The sequence below is a fragment of the Citrobacter sp. Cpo147 genome (genome assembly GCF_030332405.1).
Lineage (GTDB): Bacteria > Pseudomonadota > Gammaproteobacteria > Enterobacterales > Enterobacteriaceae > Citrobacter > Citrobacter portucalensis.
Genome location: NZ_JAOWHX010000029.1, coordinates 33,083 through 49,948 on the forward strand (window position 1 = coordinate 33,083; position 16,866 = coordinate 49,948).

At 51.3% G+C, this 16,866-nt stretch carries 16 protein-coding genes and 1 pseudogene; 10 read left to right on the forward strand and 7 right to left on the reverse strand.

Going from position 1 to position 16,866, the window contains the following annotated elements:
* Positions 1–141: 141 nt before the first annotated feature.
* A complete protein-coding gene (tldD, locus tag OGY06_RS01155; RefSeq protein WP_003828819.1) occupies positions 142–1,587 on the forward strand; it encodes a metalloprotease TldD in 1,446 nt (481 codons plus the stop codon).
* Between the two features lie 86 nt (positions 1,588–1,673).
* Here the strand turns inward: tldD and aaeR are convergent, their stop codons facing one another.
* On the reverse strand, positions 1,674–2,603 hold the full coding sequence (gene aaeR, locus OGY06_RS01160) for an HTH-type transcriptional activator AaeR (RefSeq protein WP_003828817.1): 930 nt from the start codon (positions 2,601–2,603) through the stop codon (positions 1,674–1,676).
* Between the two features lie 184 nt (positions 2,604–2,787).
* Between aaeR and aaeX the strand changes: the two genes are divergently transcribed.
* The 4 genes from aaeX to OGY06_RS01180 all read left to right on the forward strand — a co-directional run bounded on the left by aaeX (position 2,788) and on the right by OGY06_RS01180 (position 6,302).
* The gene (aaeX, locus tag OGY06_RS01165) at positions 2,788–2,991 is read left to right on the forward strand and encodes a p-hydroxybenzoic acid efflux pump operon protein AaeX (protein ID WP_003828816.1); all 204 of its coding nucleotides are present in this window, start codon (positions 2,788–2,790) and stop codon (positions 2,989–2,991) included.
* Between the two features lie 7 nt (positions 2,992–2,998).
* Positions 2,999–3,931 carry a p-hydroxybenzoic acid efflux pump subunit AaeA gene (gene aaeA / locus OGY06_RS01170; RefSeq protein ID WP_003828814.1) on the forward strand — a complete coding sequence of 311 codons (933 nt, stop codon included), beginning with the start codon at positions 2,999–3,001 and terminating at the stop codon, positions 3,929–3,931.
* Positions 3,932–3,936: 5 nt separating this feature from the next.
* Complete coding sequence (aaeB, locus tag OGY06_RS01175) at positions 3,937–5,904, forward strand: p-hydroxybenzoic acid efflux pump subunit AaeB (RefSeq protein ID WP_003828813.1); 1,968 nt, start codon at positions 3,937–3,939, stop codon at positions 5,902–5,904.
* A 119-nt stretch (positions 5,905–6,023) separates the two neighbouring features.
* On the forward strand, positions 6,024–6,302 hold the full coding sequence (locus OGY06_RS01180; protein WP_003025168.1) for a barstar family protein: 279 nt from the start codon (positions 6,024–6,026) through the stop codon (positions 6,300–6,302).
* A 57-nt stretch (positions 6,303–6,359) separates the two neighbouring features.
* On the opposite strand, the gene yhcN is transcribed toward OGY06_RS01180, so the two are convergent.
* Together yhcN and argR are read right to left on the reverse strand one after the other, a co-directional pair.
* The gene (yhcN, locus tag OGY06_RS01185) at positions 6,360–6,626 is read right to left on the reverse strand and encodes a peroxide/acid stress response protein YhcN (protein WP_003828812.1); all 267 of its coding nucleotides are present in this window, start codon (positions 6,624–6,626) and stop codon (positions 6,360–6,362) included.
* A 377-nt stretch (positions 6,627–7,003) separates the two neighbouring features.
* Entirely contained in the window at positions 7,004–7,474 is a 471-nt protein-coding gene (gene argR, locus OGY06_RS01190; RefSeq protein WP_003025162.1) for a transcriptional regulator ArgR, read from the reverse strand.
* 436 nt (positions 7,475–7,910) lie between these two features.
* Here argR and mdh point away from each other — a divergent pair, with 436 nt between their 5' ends.
* Positions 7,911–8,846 (forward strand): malate dehydrogenase, encoded by a 936-nt coding sequence (gene mdh / locus OGY06_RS01195; protein WP_008785953.1) that lies wholly within the window; start codon positions 7,911–7,913, stop codon positions 8,844–8,846.
* 140 nt (positions 8,847–8,986) lie between these two features.
* Here mdh and OGY06_RS01200 read toward each other — a convergent pair.
* The 4 genes and pseudogenes from OGY06_RS01200 to zapG form a co-directional block, all read right to left on the reverse strand.
* Positions 8,987–10,344: pseudogene (locus OGY06_RS01200) on the reverse strand (IS3 family transposase).
* Between the two features lie 97 nt (positions 10,345–10,441).
* The gene (gene degS, locus OGY06_RS01205) at positions 10,442–11,509 is read right to left on the reverse strand and encodes an outer membrane-stress sensor serine endopeptidase DegS (RefSeq protein WP_003025154.1); all 1,068 of its coding nucleotides are present in this window, start codon (positions 11,507–11,509) and stop codon (positions 10,442–10,444) included.
* Between the two features lie 89 nt (positions 11,510–11,598).
* Positions 11,599–12,966, reverse strand: coding sequence for a serine endoprotease DegQ (degQ, locus tag OGY06_RS01210; RefSeq protein WP_003828805.1), 1,368 nt, complete (start codon positions 12,964–12,966; stop codon positions 11,599–11,601).
* Positions 12,967–13,134: 168 nt separating this feature from the next.
* Complete coding sequence (gene zapG, locus OGY06_RS01215) at positions 13,135–13,533, reverse strand: Z-ring associated protein ZapG (RefSeq protein WP_003025147.1); 399 nt, start codon at positions 13,531–13,533, stop codon at positions 13,135–13,137.
* Positions 13,534–13,725: 192 nt separating this feature from the next.
* Here zapG and zapE point away from each other — a divergent pair, with 192 nt between their 5' ends.
* From zapE to sspA, 4 genes are all read left to right on the forward strand, one after another.
* A complete protein-coding gene (gene zapE / locus OGY06_RS01220; RefSeq protein ID WP_286604476.1) occupies positions 13,726–14,853 on the forward strand; it encodes a cell division protein ZapE in 1,128 nt (375 codons plus the stop codon).
* A gap of 218 nt (positions 14,854–15,071) precedes the next feature.
* Entirely contained in the window at positions 15,072–15,500 is a 429-nt protein-coding gene (rplM, locus tag OGY06_RS01225; protein WP_003025141.1) for a 50S ribosomal protein L13, read from the forward strand.
* Positions 15,501–15,515: 15 nt separating this feature from the next.
* The gene (gene rpsI / locus OGY06_RS01230) at positions 15,516–15,908 is read left to right on the forward strand and encodes a 30S ribosomal protein S9 (protein WP_003025138.1); all 393 of its coding nucleotides are present in this window, start codon (positions 15,516–15,518) and stop codon (positions 15,906–15,908) included.
* Between the two features lie 316 nt (positions 15,909–16,224).
* The gene (sspA, locus tag OGY06_RS01235; protein WP_003025132.1) at positions 16,225–16,863 is read left to right on the forward strand and encodes a stringent starvation protein SspA; all 639 of its coding nucleotides are present in this window, start codon (positions 16,225–16,227) and stop codon (positions 16,861–16,863) included.
* The last annotated feature ends 3 nt before the right edge of the window (positions 16,864–16,866 follow it).

Sequence of the window (16,866 nt, forward strand, 5' to 3'; positions counted from 1 at the left end):
CCCAATCTCAGTACAGTGATCTTCTACCGCAGTCCGTAGGCCGGAAAAGGCGTTCACGCCGCCATCCGGCATTGAAGTGCCTGATGGCGACGCTGGCGCGTCTTATCAGGCCTACAACAGAAACTAATGAGTACCAAAACGATGAGTCTGAACCTGGTAAGTGAACAATTGCTAGCGGCGAATGGCCTGAAACATCAGGATCTGTTTGCCATTCTGGGCCAACTGGCCGAACGCCGTCTTGACTACGGCGATCTCTATTTTCAGTCGAGCTATCACGAATCCTGGGTTTTAGAAGACCGCATCATTAAAGACGGTTCTTACAATATCGATCAGGGTGTTGGCGTGCGCGCCATCAGCGGCGAAAAAACAGGGTTTGCCTATGCAGACCAGATTAGCCTGCTGGCGCTGGAGCAAAGTGCTCATGCTGCCCGTACTATCGTGCGTGACAACGGTGACGGCAAAGTAAAAACGCTGGGAGCGGTTGAGCATCAGGCGCTTTACACCTCGGTTGATCCGTTACAGAGCATGAGCCGCGAAGAGAAACTGGATATTCTGCGTCGCGTTGATAGCGTGGCCCGTGCCGCCGACAAACGCGTCCAGGAAGTAACCGCCAGCCTGACCGGTGTTTATGAACTGATCCTGGTAGCCGCGACCGACGGTACGTTGGCCGCTGACGTTCGTCCGCTGGTACGCCTGTCCGTAAGCGTACAGGTGGAAGAAGATGGTAAGCGCGAGCGCGGCGCTAGCGGTGGTGGCGGTCGTTTTGGCTATGACTATTTCCTGGGCGACCTCGATGGTGAAGTCCGTGCTGACGCGTGGGCGAAAGAGGCCGTACGCATGGCGTTGGTTAATCTGTCCGCAGTAGCAGCGCCTGCTGGTACGCTGCCGGTAGTACTCGGCGCTGGCTGGCCTGGCGTTCTGTTGCATGAAGCGGTAGGTCATGGTCTGGAAGGCGACTTTAACCGTCGTGGTACCTCGGTATTCAGCGGTCACATGGGTGAGCTGGTGGCGTCGGAACTGTGTACCGTTGTGGATGATGGCACAATGGCGGACCGTCGTGGCTCTGTGGCTATTGATGATGAAGGCACTCCGGGTCAGTACAACGTGCTGATCGAAAACGGTATTCTGAAAGGCTACATGCAGGACAAACTGAACGCGCGCCTGATGGGCGTTGCGCCAACGGGTAACGGTCGCCGTGAATCTTACGCGCACCTGCCGATGCCACGTATGACCAACACCTACATGCTGCCTGGGAAATCCACGCCGCAGGAAATCATCGAATCCGTTGAATACGGTATTTATGCGCCTAACTTCGGCGGCGGCCAGGTGGATATCACCTCCGGGAAATTCGTGTTCTCGACGTCTGAAGCGTATCTGATTGAAAACGGTAAAGTAACCAAACCGGTGAAAGGCGCGACGCTAATTGGGTCTGGTATCGAAGCGATGCAGCAGATTTCAATGGTAGGTAACGACCTGAAGCTGGATAACGGGGTTGGTGTGTGCGGTAAAGAAGGGCAGAGTTTGCCGGTGGGCGTGGGCCAGCCGACGCTGAAGGTGGATAACCTGACGGTAGGTGGTACTGCATAACATCATGATGTTTGCCCGATAAGCACTAGTGCTATCGGGCATCTTTCCGGACGCGGTGTCAACGCCTTATCCGGCCAATGCTCTTTTTATTTCTCTTTTCCCCGGCCGTACATCCCCTGAAAAAGCTGCGCCACATCGACAAAATAATCCGTCAGATAGTTAATCACTACCTGGACCTTGAGCGGCAATTTGTCTTTTTCGGTATACAGCGCATAGACCGGACGCGGATCTGACTGGTAGCGGGGAAGGAGGATCTCCACTTCGCCACGATTGATCTCATTAATCACCCACATCAGCGGCACATAGGCAATGCCCGCACCCGCAGCCAGCCAGCGCACCAATGTCATCGGATCGTTAGTCACAAAACGCCCCTCTGGTATCAGACGGGTGGAAATTCCTTCCGGAGCGATAAGCTCGAATTCATTATCCGGGCGCACGCTGTATTCCAGCCACGAGTGGTTGCTGAGATCGGCGGGTTTCTCCGGGGCACCAAACTGTGCGAGATAGCTTTTAGCCGCGCAGACTACCATCGGCATGGCGCCCAGGCGACGCGAGAACAGACTGGAGTCCTGCAACGCACCGACGCGGATAACCACGTCCAGACCATCGGCGATTAAATCCGGTGCCGGGATGCCTGTTACCAGATTTACCGTCAGACCGGGGTATTCCTTCAGCATTGTCGCGGTCAATCCGGCGAGGACATTTTGTGCCATGGTTGAAGAACAACCAATGCGCAGCGTGCCGATGGGCGTGTTGTTAAAGGCATAAAGCTGCTCGTGAACATCCTGCGCTTCGTGCAGCATTCTCCGGCAGCCCTGGTAGTAGATTTTACCGGCTTCGGTCAGCCCAATGCTGCGTGTACTGCGGTTTAGCAGCTTAACCTGTAGCTCATCTTCCAGTTTGGAGACCGTCTGGCTTATCGATGAAACGCTCATTTGTAGCTGTCTTGCGGCGGCGGTGAAGGAACCCAGTTCGACGACTTTGGCGAACACCGACATACGTTTTAATCGTTCCATTGTTCACTCTGGCTTAAAAGTGATTTAGATCACATAATATAGATAACAGCATAACAGTTACGTTAATATATTATTATTCAAATAACAGCTATGTCGCTCTCGCCTGGCTCATCCTTGCCCTTCTCTGCGGTGACATACGCTAGAAAATCTATCACCTGCACTCTCTTAAGTTACCAAGGTCAACATGAGTCTGTTTCCCGTTATCGTGGTGTTTGGTTTGTCCTTCCCACCGATTTTTTTCGAATTACTTTTGTCACTGGCGATTTTCTGGCTGGTGCGCCGGATGCTGGTTCCAACCGGCATCTATGATTTTGTCTGGCATCCGGCTCTGTTTAACACCGCGCTGTATTGCTGCCTGTTCTATTTAATAACGCGCCTGTTCGTTTGAGGTTGAAGTGAAAACACTAACAAAAAAACTCTCCCGTACGGCCACGACTCTCGTACTGGTCATTCTGGCCTTCATCGCTATTTTTCGCGCATGGGTGTATTACACCGAGTCGCCATGGACACGTGATGCGCGTTTCAGCGCGGAAGTTGTCGCTATTGCGCCGGATGTTGCGGGTCTTATTTCCAACGTTAACGTCCATGATAACCAACTGGTGAAAAAGGATCAGATTCTGTTCACCATCGATCAGCCACGCTACAAGAAAGCCCTTGAGCAGGCCGAAGCTGATGTTTCTTATTATCAGGTTCTGGCCCAGGAAAAACGCCAGGAGGCTGGACGTCGTAACCGCCTTGGCGTGCAGGCCATGTCTCGTGAAGAGATTGACCAGTCAAACAACGTCCTGCAAACCGTATTACACCAGCTTGCGAAAGCACAAGCGACCCGCGACCTGGCAAAATTAGATCTGGAACGTACCGTCATTCGCGCACCAGCAGACGGTTGGGTCACTAACCTGAACGTCTATAGCGGCGAATTTATTACGCGTGGTTCCACAGCGGTGGCACTGGTCAAACAGCATTCTTTCTATGTGCTGGCCTATATGGAAGAAACCAAACTGGAAGGCGTTCGCCCTGGATATCGTGCTGAGATCACCCCGCTTGGCAGTAATAATGTCTTAAAAGGCACCGTTGATAGCGTGGCGGCGGGGGTAACAAATGCCAGCAGTACGCAGGATGCAAAAGGTATGGCGACCATTGATTCAAATCTGGAATGGGTGCGCCTGGCGCAGCGTGTACCGGTGCGAATCCGCCTTGATGAACAGCAGGGAACTCTGTGGCCTGCCGGGACAACGGCTACCGTTGTCATTACCGGTAAGCAGGACCGTGATGCAAGCCAGGAGTCCTTCTTCCGTAAAATGGCGCACCGCCTGCGCGAGTTTGGTTAATCGCGATGGGTATTTTCTCCATTGCCAACCAGCATATCCGCTTTGCGGTAAAACTGGCGTGCGCGATTGTACTGGCGCTGTTCGTTGGTTTTCACTTCCAACTTGAAACTCCGCGTTGGGCGGTGCTGACTGCAGCTATTGTGGCGGCAGGCCCGGCCTTTGCTGCCGGTGGGGAACCCTATTCAGGGGCTATTCGCTATCGCGGCATGCTGCGTATTGTCGGGACATTTATCGGTTGTATTGCCGGACTGATCATTATCATCAGTATGATCCGCGCTCCGTTATTGATGATCCTGGTGTGCTGTATTTGGGCCGGTTTTTGTACCTGGATCTCGTCACTGGTGAAGATCGAGAACTCCTATGCCTGGGGGCTTTCGGGCTATACGGCGCTGATCATCGTCATTACCATTCAGGCTGAACCGCTGCTGACGCCACAATTTGCGCTCGAACGTTGCAGTGAAATTGTGATGGGGATTGTCTGTGCCATTGTGGCCGATCTGCTTTTCTCTCCCCGTTCGATAAAACAAGAGATTGATGTTGAGCTGGACAGCCTGCTGGTGGCGCAATATCAACTGATGCAGTTGTGCATTAAGCACGGCGACAGCGAGGTTGTGGATAAAGCCTGGGGCGATTTAGTCCGTCGTACGGCAGCGCTGGAAGGTATGCGCAGTAACCTGAATATGGAGTCTTCACGCTGGGGGCGTGCTAACCGCAGGCTTAAAGCATTGAACACGCTGTCGCTCACGCTCATCACGCAGTCCTGTGAAACCTATCTTATTCAGAACACCCGACCGGAACTGATCACTGATACTTTCCGCGAGTTGTTCGATACGTCGGTTGAAACGGCGCAGGATGTCCATAAACAGCTGAAGCGGATGCGTCGGGTGATTGCCTGGACTGGCGAGCGCGAAACGCCGGTCACCATATACAGCTGGGCGGGGGCTGCGACGCGCTACCTGCTGCTCAAACGTGGTGTGGTGAGTAATACCAAGATTAGCGCTACGGAAGAAGAGATCCTGCAAGGTGAGCCGGTGGTGAAAGTGGAGTCTGCCGAGCGTCATCATGCGATGGTTAACTTCTGGCGTACCACGCTTTCTTGTGTGCTGGGAACCTTATTCTGGTTGTGGACCGGATGGACCTCCGGCAGCGGCGCAATGGTGATGATTGCGGTCGTCACCTCGCTGGCAATGCGTTTGCCAAATCCTCGCATGGTGGCGATAGATTTTATCTATGGGACGTTGGCAGCGTTACCGCTCGGAGCGCTCTATTTCCTGGTGATTATCCCCAATACGCAACAAAGTATGTTCCTACTGTGCCTGAGCCTGGCGGTGCTGGGATTCTTTCTGGGGATTGAGGTACAGAAACGACGGCTGGGATCGATGGGGGCGCTGGCCAGCACTATTAATATCATTGTGCTGGATAACCCGATGACCTTTCACTTTAGCCAGTTCCTTGACAGTGCGTTGGGGCAAATTGTTGGCTGCGTGTTGGCGTTTATCGTCATTCTGCTGGTGCGTGATAACTCTCGTGACAGAACGGGCCGCGTGTTGCTCAACCAGTTTGTCTCGGCGGCGGTTTCAGCGATGACCACCAACGTAGTCCGTCGTAAAGAAAATCATCTTCCGGCACTTTATCAGCAGCTTTTTTTGCTGATGAACAAGTTTCCCGGCGATCTGGCTAAGTTTCGCCTGGCGCTGACGATGATCATCGCGCACCAGCGCCTGCGTGATGCGCCGGTACCGGTAAACGAGGATCTATCCGCATTCCATCGCCAGCTTCGTCGAACTGCCGATCACGTAATTTCAGCAGGAAATGACGACAAGCGCCGACGCTACTTTAGCCAGTTACTGGAGGAGCTTGATATCTACCAGGAAAAATTAATTATCTGGCAAGCACCACCGCAGGTTACCGAGCCAGTAAAACGACTCAGCGGGATGCTGCACAAATACCAGCATGCGCTGGTCAGTAATTAAGAGTTGAAAACCGACGCTAAAAGCGTCGGTTTTTTTATGGCTATACTTACCTGAAAATGCGAGAGACCCCTGAATATTGGCGGTCTGTAGAGTAGCTGGCGTCGGGATGGTGGCTATAGATGAACATCTATACATTTGATTTTGACGAGATAGAAGATCAGGGCGATTTCTATCGCGAGTTCACGCGCACGTTCGGTCTGGCGCGGGAAAAGGTGGTTGATTTGGATTCTCTGTGGGAGGTGGTGATCGGGGAAGTCTTGCCGCTGCCGCTGGAGATTGAATTTGTCCATTTACCGGATAAGCTGCGAAGGCGATACGGCGCGTTGATTTTACTGTTCGATGAAGCGGAAGAAGAGCTGGAAGGGCAGTTGCGTTTTAACGTTCGTCACTCAATGTAAGACATAAAAAAGCCCCCGGCAGGCGGGGGCAAGTCGTCGGACTTAGACGACGAGGGTTTATTTGTAGAGTTCTGCAGTAGCGTGCCAGTGAGCACCTTCACGGAGTTCGGTGACGCGATAGCTGCTGGCGCCTGCTTTTTCAGCTTTAGCGGCGATGGCCTGACGCATGTCCATTGGTGAACTACCGATCTGAGAGACGGAGACGCTACCGATGGATTGCAGATTCTGTGCTTCTTGTGAGTTCACCTGAGTAACCGCGGCACTTGCACCGAAGGAGAGAACAGAAAGAAGGCTTAAGGTTGCAATAGTAGTTTTGATTTTCATGATATTTACCTCGTCGAATTCTTTTATTGGGGGTCTGTGTTTCGTGACCCTCATCACAAAATCAAGTATACACTAATCACCCTATAAATTAATACCACGCTAATTGTTTCATTGGGTTTTGAGTGTTAAGAAAATGATCTTTTATAACTCAATGGAATTAAAAAGAGCGTTTTAAACAGCTTATACAAATTAAATTTAATTAAATCATGTAGATACTTGGTTTTGCAAAATGTGCGTTTTTAAGACTGCACATTCACCATGTGAATGTATTTTGATGGTTAAACGCACCATTTGTTAAATCAATAGCAGTGGAAAAGAGAAGGAGGGGGATGAAAAGAGAGTGTTTTCCCCCGCCGCGAGGCGGCGGGGAGGCGGTATTACAGTTCTTGTTCGAACAGTTCCAGAATGGCTTCGTACAGATCTTTTACCGTAAAACCCTTAGCTGGGGTGGTGAAGATGGTATCGTCACCGGCAATCGTACCCAGGATACCTTCCGCTTTCCCCAATGAGTCCAGCAGACGTGCAATCAACTGAGCAGCGCCGGGGCTGGTATGAATAACCACAACCGCATCGTTATAGTCGATATCCAGCACCAGATTTTTCAGCGGACTGGAGGTCGTGGGTACGCCCAGCTCAGCCGGAAGGCAGTACACCATTTCCATTTTCGCATTGCGGGTACGCACGGCGCCAAATTTGGTCAGCATGCGTGAAACCTTGGACTGATTGATATTATCAAAGCCCTGATCCTGCAACGCGAGGACGATTTCGCCTTGAGAGCTGAACTTTTCTTCTTTAAGCAGCGCTTTAAACGCCTTTACTAATTCTTCTTGTTTTGCCGAGCTTCGCATAAGTCACCCGTAATATGGCGGTAGAAACAACATTATTCTGCATACAGATGAATTTTTATGCAAACAGTCTGCCTTGTTCAAGGCTGAAATAATGTTATGAAAGAGCGGAATTTTATCAAATTTCGTTATCAAGAAACATGCCTGTGTCACGGCTCGCAAATAAGGTTAAAAGTAAATTAAATGTTATCAAATTGATGTTGTTTTGAGAGGTGGGTAGGGTATATTGTCAGCACCTGTTGGAAAGTTGCTCTACTGTGTGGGTGGTTTTGAATTACGTAACTTAGGTTTTATTTTACGTAAGTTAAATGCATAAAAGCCAAATTTGCGTGACTACGCATTCTTGACGCGTGGTTGTTGTATTCATTGGATTTGTGAATTAAGGTCGCCGCCGCGGAGCAATAGACATTTTGCTTATCAATATAATAAGGAGTTTAGGATGAAAGTTGCAGTCCTCGGCGCTGCTGGTGGTATCGGTCAGGCGCTAGCATTACTGTTAAAAACCCAACTGCCTTCAGGTTCAGAACTCTCCCTGTACGACATCGCTCCAGTAACACCTGGTGTGGCCGTTGATTTGAGCCATATCCCTACTGCTGTGAAAATCAAAGGCTTCAGCGGCGAAGACGCTACCCCTGCACTGGAAGGTGCTGATGTGGTACTGATCTCTGCGGGCGTCGCACGTAAACCGGGTATGGATCGTTCCGACCTGTTCAACGTCAACGCCGGTATCGTGAAGAACCTGGTCCAGCAAGTTGCTAAAACCTGCCCGAAAGCGTGTATCGGTATCATCACCAACCCGGTGAATACTACCGTTGCTATCGCTGCAGAAGTGCTGAAAAAAGCAGGCGTATACGATAAGAACAAACTGTTTGGCGTGACCACGCTGGACATCATCCGCTCCAACACCTTTGTTGCGGAACTGAAAGGCAAACAACCTGGCGACGTTGAAGTTCCGGTTATTGGCGGCCACTCTGGCGTAACCATCCTGCCACTGCTGTCACAAATTCCTGGCGTAAGCTTCACCGAACAAGAAGCCGCTGACCTGACTAAACGTATCCAGAATGCGGGTACTGAAGTTGTGGAAGCCAAAGCTGGTGGCGGTTCTGCAACCCTGTCTATGGGTCAGGCTGCTGCACGTTTCGGCCTGTCCCTGGTTCGCGCATTGAGCGGCGAAAAAGGTGTGGTTGAATGTGCTTACGTTGAAGGCGACGGCCAGTATGCTCGTTTCTTCTCTCAGCCGCTGCTGCTGGGTAAAAACGGCGTAGAAGAGCGTCAGTCTATCGGCAAGCTGAGCGCGTTTGAACAAAGCTCGCTGGAAGGCATGTTGGATACGCTGAAAAAAGATATTACTCTGGGCGAAGAGTTCGTTAAGTAACGCGAAGAAAGGCCTGCGTGTATTTGTAGGCCTGATAAGCGTAATGCCATCAGGCATTACGTACTAACTCTCTACGATATCGCCTAAAAAAAAAAACCGGAGCCAACATGAACTGACCCCATAATGTTGGACAGTTTATTTTAAGCGGTTATCTGGGCCTGGGTTCGGTACTCTACCGGACTCAGGCCTTTCAGTTTCTGTTTTATTCTTTCATGGTTGTAATAGTGGATGTAGTCATCGATAGCCATGCGCAACTCGCTGATATTCTTGTGTTCCGTGAGGTAAAAACACTCAGATTTCAGTGTGCCGAAGAAGCTCTCCATCACTGCATTGTCATGACAGTTTCCCTTTCTTGACATGCTCTGTTTTAGACCCGCCTCCTTTAGCCGGTTCTGATAATGCGCCATCTGATATTGCCAGCCCTGATCTGAGTGGAGCAGCGGGTATTCGTTTTTGCCCAGTACAGATATAGCCTTCGACAGCATGTTATCCACCATCTACAGAAGAGGACGGGACTCCATCTGATACGCTACTATTTCTCCGTTATACAGATCCAGAACCGGGGACAGATACAGCTTTTCTCCGCTTATTTTAAATTCCGTGACATCTGTTACCCACTTCTGGTTGGGTTTATCCACACTGAACTGCCGGTTCAGTACATTACCCGCAACTTTCCCATGCCGGCCTTTGTAAGAGTTATATTTTTTCCTTCTGATACAACAGGTTAAATCTAACACCTTCATTAACCTCGGAACCGTTTTATGGTTCAGTAAGCTTCCTTCCCGGCGGCCAGCCAGCGTGATTCGCCTGTATCCATACCGTCCTTTATGTTTATGGAACAGCGTTAAAATATGCTGCTTATCATCGGCATATTTGTCTGGTTTTTTACCGTTGGCCAGTTGCCAGTAGAACGTGCTTCTTGCCAGCCCTGCAGCTTTTAACAAGCGTGCAAGAGGGAACTTCAGCCTTAACTCATTCACGACCTGCGCTTTATCCCGCGTCCTGACGTGCTTCTTTCCCTGAGTAAGGTCTGCAGCTTTTTTAGATATGCCACTTCAGCACGCAGTTGTTCAAGTTCCTCACGTTCATCCGGAGCAAGAGGGGTCTGCAAAGGAGGGACGGGGTGATTCTCAGGGCGTTCTGGCATCGTTTTTTTCCTGCGTCGACTGTCTGTAAGGGCTTCTAATCCCCCTTCATCATACAGTCGTTCCCACTGACTAACAGTGGAAAAGGCAGGGATAGTGAATTTTGCACAGACTTCGCGAACAGACAGCTGGTGTTCACGCATATGCAGGATAACGGACTCTTTAAAAGCAGGAGAATAGGTGAAATGCCGGGTTGTAAGCCCGGCTTCGCCATGGAGCTTCCAGGCAGCAGACCATTTACGAACGGCACTGTGATCGATACCAAAACGTTTTGCAGTCGCCTCCTGTCCTTCCAGCCCGGAAAGATAGTGCTGCACAACCTCAAGCTTGAAGCTGAGAGAATACTTGCTCATAAAAAACTGCACCTTACTTCGTTGGGTGTCCAACTTTTTGGGCGCAGTTCAAACATGCTCCGGTTTTTTTATGGTCAGTAGGCCGCCAGACGTGACGTTAATTGGTGGCTGGGTATTCCTGGATCGTTACCTGCAGCGTCAACTGTTTGTCATCACGCATCACGACAACGGAGATAACTGAACCTGGTCGAATCTCTGCCACCTGGTCCATCGTTTCCAGTGCAGACACTGCCGGTTTGTTATTGACCGAGATAATCAGATCGTTAACCTGAATGCCTGCCTGCGCAGCCGGACCGTCCGGGGCTACTTCGTTAACCACAATCCCCTGAATTTGATCCATCCCGCCGCCCTGAGCGTGCAGTGGTGCAATTTCGCGACCGCTGATGCCGATGTAGCCACGAATCACGCGCCCGTCACGAATCAGCTTATCCATGATTTTAGTCGCCAACTGAAACGGAATGGCAAAGCCGATCCCTTCCGGGGTTTCGCCATCGTTGCTCTTATCAAATGACAGCGTGTTAATCCCCATCAATTCACCCAGTGAGTTGACCAGCGCACCGCCGGAGTTTCCGTGGTTGATGGAAGCATCTGTTTGCAGGAAGTTTTGCCGTCCTGTTGGGTTCAGGCCAATTCGACCGGTGGCGCTGATGATCCCCTGAGTGATGGTTTGCCCAAGGTTGTACGGGTTACCGATGGCGAGTACCACGTCACCAATGTGCGGCACGCGTTTGTTATTAATTGGGATTGTTGGCAGCCCGCCAGTGGCGTTGATTTTCAGCACCGCAAGGTCGGTTAACGTATCAGACCCCACAAGCAGCGCTTCAAATACGCGACCGTCCTGCAATGCGACGATGATTTGGTCGGCATCGTTAATGACGTGCTTATTGGTAATGATATAGCCGCGCTGATCCATGATAACGCCTGAGCCGAGCGTGCGGATCTCAAGCTGGTTGTGCGCGGTACTGTTCATACTGCGGTTATAAACGTTCACGACGGCAGGCGCTGCGCGGCGAACCGCCGGGTTATAGCTAGCGGGCGTTTCATCTGCACTGTCGAACTGCGGTGCGGTAAGCGTATTAATTTTTCGCAGAGAGGGCATCGCGGCCAGCAGGATGGCGCCGACGATTAAACCAATCGCGACCGAACGTAAAAGCTTCACAAACATGATGGCGGCGTCATTAATAAAGGGAACGGCAGCAGCATATCACGAGTTTACCGGACATCACACGAGGGGCTGATGTCCGGTTGCATGCGTTAACGCAGGAGCAGGTAAATACTCTCGTTACCGCGCACCACCTGCAGAGCAATGATCGACGGTTTCGCTTCCAGCACTTTGCGCATTTCGGCGATTGAGTTTACGCGATCGCGGTTAACACCAATGATAACGTCATCTTTATGCAGACCGGCCTGTGCGGCAGGGCTGCTTTTTTCTACGTTATCAATTCTGATGCCTTTGGTGCCGTCTTTTAACTGACCGTCGCTGAGCGTGGCCCCTTGCAACGCAGGCGCAATCATCTCTGCGCTGGCGGACGAAGATGTGCTGGTATCGAGGGTGACTTCAACCTCCAGCGGTTTACCGTTACGCAGCAGGCCCAGTTTGACCTTGGTCCCAGGTTCGGTTGTCGCAATGCGTGAACGCAGTTCGGCGAAGCTGTTGAGCGGTTTACCGTTGAGGCTGGTAATGACGTCACCAGATTTCACTCCCGCTTTTGCGGAGCCGGAGTTAGGCAGAACCTCACTGACAAACGCGCCACGCTGTACGTCCAGTTTGAACGCTTTGGCGATATCCGAGGTCATTTCGGTGCCTTTGATACCCAACAGACCGCGTTTGATTTCACCAAACTGCATCAGCTGCTGTGCCAGCGTGCGCGCCATGTTGCTCGGGATTGCAAAACCAATCCCGATGCTGCCGCCGCCGGGGGCCAGAATCGCGGTGTTAATACCGATCAGCTCACCGTTCAGGTTGAGCAATGCGCCGCCTGAGTTACCGCGGTTGATAGAGGCGTCAGTCTGAATAAAGTTTTCCAGACCTTCCAGGTTCAACCCACTGCGACCTAAAGCCGATACAATGCCGGAGGTGGCCGTTTGACCCAAACCGAACGGGTTACCCACAGCCACCGCGAAATCACCTACGCGGAGTTTGTCTGAGTCGGCAATAGCAATTTGTGTCAGGTTGCTGGGGTGCTGAATTTGTAGCAGTGCGATATCGCTCTGATCGTCGCTGCCGATAAGCTTAGCGTCGAACTCACGGCCATCATTAAGCTGAACGCTGATTTTTTGCGCCTGGTTAATGACGTGGTTATTGGTCAGGACGTAGCCTTTGGCGGCATCAATAATGACCCCTGAACCCAGCCCTTCAAAAGGTTGTGAAGGTTGATCGGGAAGTTCATCACCAAAAAACTTTTTGAACTCTTCCGGGACTTTCTGTCCCTGAGTGGCGGTGCCTTCGACCCTTACGCTCACCACTGCTGGTAACACTTTCTCCAGCATCGGAGCAAGGCTGGGAAGCGCTGCCTGACCGGGAACCTGGCCGGGAATCGACGCAATGGCCGGGAATGGCGCCGAGAGAGTTAACCCGACACTTAACGCTAATGCACTCAACAGCTGGGTTTGTTTTTTCATGGATCCTGCTCTCGTACCTTGAGTAAACGGAAGATGATTCAAAACAGGTTGATGTTATTGAATTTTCGGTTAGGTCACAATGCGGCTAACGACTAAATAATAGCTGGGACAGGAAGAGAAGCGGAGGGCGCAATTGCTGCGCCCAATAAATTTCTTAACGATGTGCGGTTAGTCGCGCTTTGCGCCGCTACGCAGCAGGCCGGATGCCCCTTCAGAATAGTCACGTGGCATCTGAACCGGCGCCTGATCGTTGCCTGCTTCAGACTCTGCCAGACGGTTACGGAACGGGTTGTTTTCCGGCGACATACCCGGCAGCAGGTTGCTGGAGCTTTTCGCCATGTGTTGGTAAATCTGACGATAATCGTCCGCCATGTTATCCAGCAATTCAGCGCTGCGGGCAAAGTGGCTCACCAGCTCTTCGCGGTACTCTTCCAGCTCAGCTTTATTTTTTTCCAGTTCGTACTGCAATGCCTGCTGTTGGCGTAATTTACGATTACCAAAACGCATGGCTACAGCACCAATAATGATACCGACGACTAACCCAATTAGCGCATATTCCCAGGTCATGAACATCTCCCGTTGTCTTGTGTTTCCGTAGGGTGTTGGCTTTAGGCTCCATGCCTGCGCCTGATTATGCCACTATAACCGCTAATCCCGTAGAAGTGGAATCCCGTGTTTATATCACGTAATGTAGAACGGCCTTTTTTTCGTCAACCGTGAGCGACGGCACATCGATTCTCAAGGAATAACAATAACATCATGCAAAGCCTTTCCCCGACATCGCGTTACCAGCAAGCCCTCAGCGACGGCAGTCATCAGCCCGACAACGTACAACTCGAAGCCGTGAATCGACTGGAAACAATTTTCCAGGCGCTTACGACACCAGCACGTCCTGCACCGCAGGAGAGCGGACTGATGGCGCGTTTTGGTAAATTGCTGGGCAAGCGTGAGTCGCCGATCAACGCATCGGTGCGTGGCTTGTATATGTGGGGCGGAGTTGGGCGTGGAAAAACCTGGCTGATGGATCTGTTTTACCATAGCCTGCCGGGCGAACGTAAACAGCGTTTGCACTTTCACCGTTTTATGCTGCGCGTGCATGAAGAGCTTACTGCCTTACAAGGGCAGAGCGATCCGCTGGAAATCATCGCCGACCGCTTTAAGGCCGAAACGGACGTGCTGTGCTTCGACGAATTTTTTGTTTCTGATATCACCGACGCCATGCTGCTTGGCGGCCTGATGAAGGCGCTGTTTGCCCGTGGCATTACGCTGGTGGCGACCTCCAATATTCCGCCAGATGAGCTATATCGCAACGGTTTGCAACGCACGCGTTTTCTTCCTGCCATTGATGCCATCAAACAGCATTGTGACATCATGAATGTCGATGCCGGCGTCGATTATCGTCTGCGTACCTTAACGCAGGCGCATTTGTGGTTGTCGCCATTGAATGAGGAAACCCGCCAGCAGATGGATAAGCTCTGGCTGGCATTAGCGGGAACCAAAGGTGAACATGCGCCAACGCTGGAGATTAACCATCGTCCTATGCAAACCCTGGCTGTAGAAAATCAGACGCTGGCGGTGTCGTTTACCACGCTCTGTGTCGATGCCCGGAGTCAGCATGACTACATTGCGCTGTCGCGTCTGTTTCACACGGTGCTGTTGTCTGATGTGCCGGTCATGGCCCCGCTGATGGAGAGTGAAGCGCGACGCTTTATCGCATTGGTGGATGAGTTCTACGAACGCCACGTCAAGCTGGTGGTCAGTGCGGCATCACCCCTCTATGAAATTTATCAGGGCGAGCGTCTGAAGTTTGAATTTCAGCGTTGTTTGTCGCGTTTGCAGGAGATGCAAAGCGAAGAGTATCTGAAGCGGGAACATTTAGCCGGTTAAACCTGCCGCAAATCACATAAAGGGGTCGATCTTTGACCCTGACTTCTCTATAATCTTGCGACCCCACGTTACGAGAGAGTTTTTTTCCCAAAACTTTCTATGCGCCGGCATAGGCTATTCGAAGGGGTAGGTTTGCTGGACAATGTCGTGTGAACCTCAACTGACAAAACGTTTGGGTGTTCACCAACGTGTAACTTATTTATTTGGGTAAGCTTTTAATGAAAACTTTTACAGCTAAACCAGAAACCGTAAAACGCGACTGGTATGTTGTTGACGCGACCGGTAAAACTCTGGGCCGTCTGGCTTCCGAACTGGCTCTGCGCCTGCGCGGTAAGCACAAAGCGGAATATACTCCGCACGTAGATACCGGTGATTACATCATCGTTCTGAACGCTGACAAAGTTGCTGTAACCGGCAACAAGCGTACTGACAAAGTGTACTATCACCACACCGGCCACATCGGTGGTATCAAACAAGCGACCTTTGAAGAGATGATTGCTCGCCGTCCTGAGCGTGTGCTTGAAATCGCGGTTAAAGGCATGCTGCCAAAAGGCCCGCTGGGTCGTGCTATGTTCCGTAAACTGAAAGTTTACGCTGGCAACGAGCACAACCACGCGGCACAGCAACCGCAAGTTCTTGACATCTAATCGGGATTATAGGCAATGGCTGAAAATCAATACTACGGCACTGGTCGCCGCAAAAGTTCCGCAGCTCGCGTTTTCATCAAACCGGGCAGTGGTAAAATCGTAATCAACCAACGTTCTCTGGAACAGTACTTCGGTCGTGAAACTGCCCGCATGGTAGTTCGTCAGCCGCTGGAACTGGTCGACATGGTTGAGAAACTGGATCTGTACATCACTGTTAAAGGTGGTGGTATCTCTGGTCAGGCTGGTGCGATCCGTCACGGTATCACCCGCGCTCTGATGGAGTACGACGAATCCCTGCGTGGCGAACTGCGTAAAGCTGGCTTCGTTACTCGTGATGCTCGTCAGGTTGAACGTAAGAAAGTCGGTCTGCGTAAAGCACGTCGTCGTCCTCAGTTCTCCAAACGTTAATTGTACTCTGCTTCGGCAGACGACAATTTGCGAAAAAACCCGCTTCGGCGGGTTTTTTTATCGTTATTTCTCGCCTCAGATCCACGCTAATCCGCTGATTGCCACCTCTTTTTCCCCATTTCAAGAATCGACTCACCACAAAGGTCACAAAATCTGGTAAACTATCATCCAATTTTCTGCCCAAATGTCCGGTATCGTTCATTTTTTGTTTGTATTTTGAACAGTAATGACTTTCCCGAGCCTGGGTGACATCACTTCTGGCTGGCCACTGAGTGGCTGGTAGCAGTAAAAATTCTGAATATACCTGGAGGTTTTCATGGCTGTCGCTGCCAACAAACGTTCGGTAATGACGCTGTTTTCTGGTCCTACTGACATCTATAGCCATCAGGTCCGCATTGTGCTGGCTGAGAAAGGTGTTAGTTTCGAGATTGAGCATGTGGAGAAGGACAATCCACCTCAGGATCTGATCGACCTCAACCCGAATCAGAGCGTACCGACACTGGTGGATCGTGAGCTGACCCTGTGGGAATCTCGCATCATTATGGAATACCTGGATGAGCGCTTCCCGCATCCGCCGCTGATGCCGGTTTACCCGGTTGCGCGTGGTGAAAGCCGCCTGTACATGCAGCGTATTGAAAAAGACTGGTACACGCTGATGAATGTCATCGTGAACGGTTCTGCATCTGAAGCCGAAGTCGCGCGTAAGCGTCTGCGCGAAGAACTGCTGGCAATCGCGCCAGTATTTGGCCAGAAACCTTACTTCCTGAGCGATGAGTTCAGCCTGGTAGACTGCTACCTGGCGCCGCTGCTGTGGCGTTTACCGCAGCTGGGTATTGAATTCAACGGTGCAGGTTCGAAAGAACTGAAAGGGTACATGACTCGCGTCTTCGAACGTGACTCTTTCCTGGCTTCTCTGACTGAGCCTGAACGTGAAATGCGTCTGGGCCGGGGTTAATCT

Excerpts from the sequence above, each read along its gene's own strand:
- tldD (WP_003828819.1), top strand. The coding sequence starts at position 142 with ATGAGTCTGAACCTGGTAAGTGAACAATTGCTAGCGGCGAATGGCCTG.
- aaeR (WP_003828817.1), bottom strand. The coding sequence starts at position 2,603 with ATGGAACGATTAAAACGTATGTCGGTGTTCGCCAAAGTCGTCGAACTG.
- aaeX (WP_003828816.1), top strand. The coding sequence starts at position 2,788 with ATGAGTCTGTTTCCCGTTATCGTGGTGTTTGGTTTGTCCTTCCCACCG.
- aaeB (WP_003828813.1), top strand. The coding sequence starts at position 3,937 with ATGGGTATTTTCTCCATTGCCAACCAGCATATCCGCTTTGCGGTAAAA.
- OGY06_RS01180 (WP_003025168.1), top strand. The coding sequence starts at position 6,024 with ATGAACATCTATACATTTGATTTTGACGAGATAGAAGATCAGGGCGAT.
- yhcN (WP_003828812.1), bottom strand. The coding sequence starts at position 6,626 with ATGAAAATCAAAACTACTATTGCAACCTTAAGCCTTCTTTCTGTTCTC.
- argR (WP_003025162.1), bottom strand. The coding sequence starts at position 7,474 with ATGCGAAGCTCGGCAAAACAAGAAGAATTAGTAAAGGCGTTTAAAGCG.
- mdh (WP_008785953.1), top strand. The coding sequence starts at position 7,911 with ATGAAAGTTGCAGTCCTCGGCGCTGCTGGTGGTATCGGTCAGGCGCTA.
- degS (WP_003025154.1), bottom strand. The coding sequence starts at position 11,509 with ATGTTTGTGAAGCTTTTACGTTCGGTCGCGATTGGTTTAATCGTCGGC.
- degQ (WP_003828805.1), bottom strand. The coding sequence starts at position 12,966 with ATGAAAAAACAAACCCAGCTGTTGAGTGCATTAGCGTTAAGTGTCGGG.
- zapG (WP_003025147.1), bottom strand. The coding sequence starts at position 13,533 with ATGACCTGGGAATATGCGCTAATTGGGTTAGTCGTCGGTATCATTATT.
- zapE (WP_286604476.1), top strand. The coding sequence starts at position 13,726 with ATGCAAAGCCTTTCCCCGACATCGCGTTACCAGCAAGCCCTCAGCGAC.
- rplM (WP_003025141.1), top strand. The coding sequence starts at position 15,072 with ATGAAAACTTTTACAGCTAAACCAGAAACCGTAAAACGCGACTGGTAT.
- rpsI (WP_003025138.1), top strand. The coding sequence starts at position 15,516 with ATGGCTGAAAATCAATACTACGGCACTGGTCGCCGCAAAAGTTCCGCA.
- sspA (WP_003025132.1), top strand. The coding sequence starts at position 16,225 with ATGGCTGTCGCTGCCAACAAACGTTCGGTAATGACGCTGTTTTCTGGT.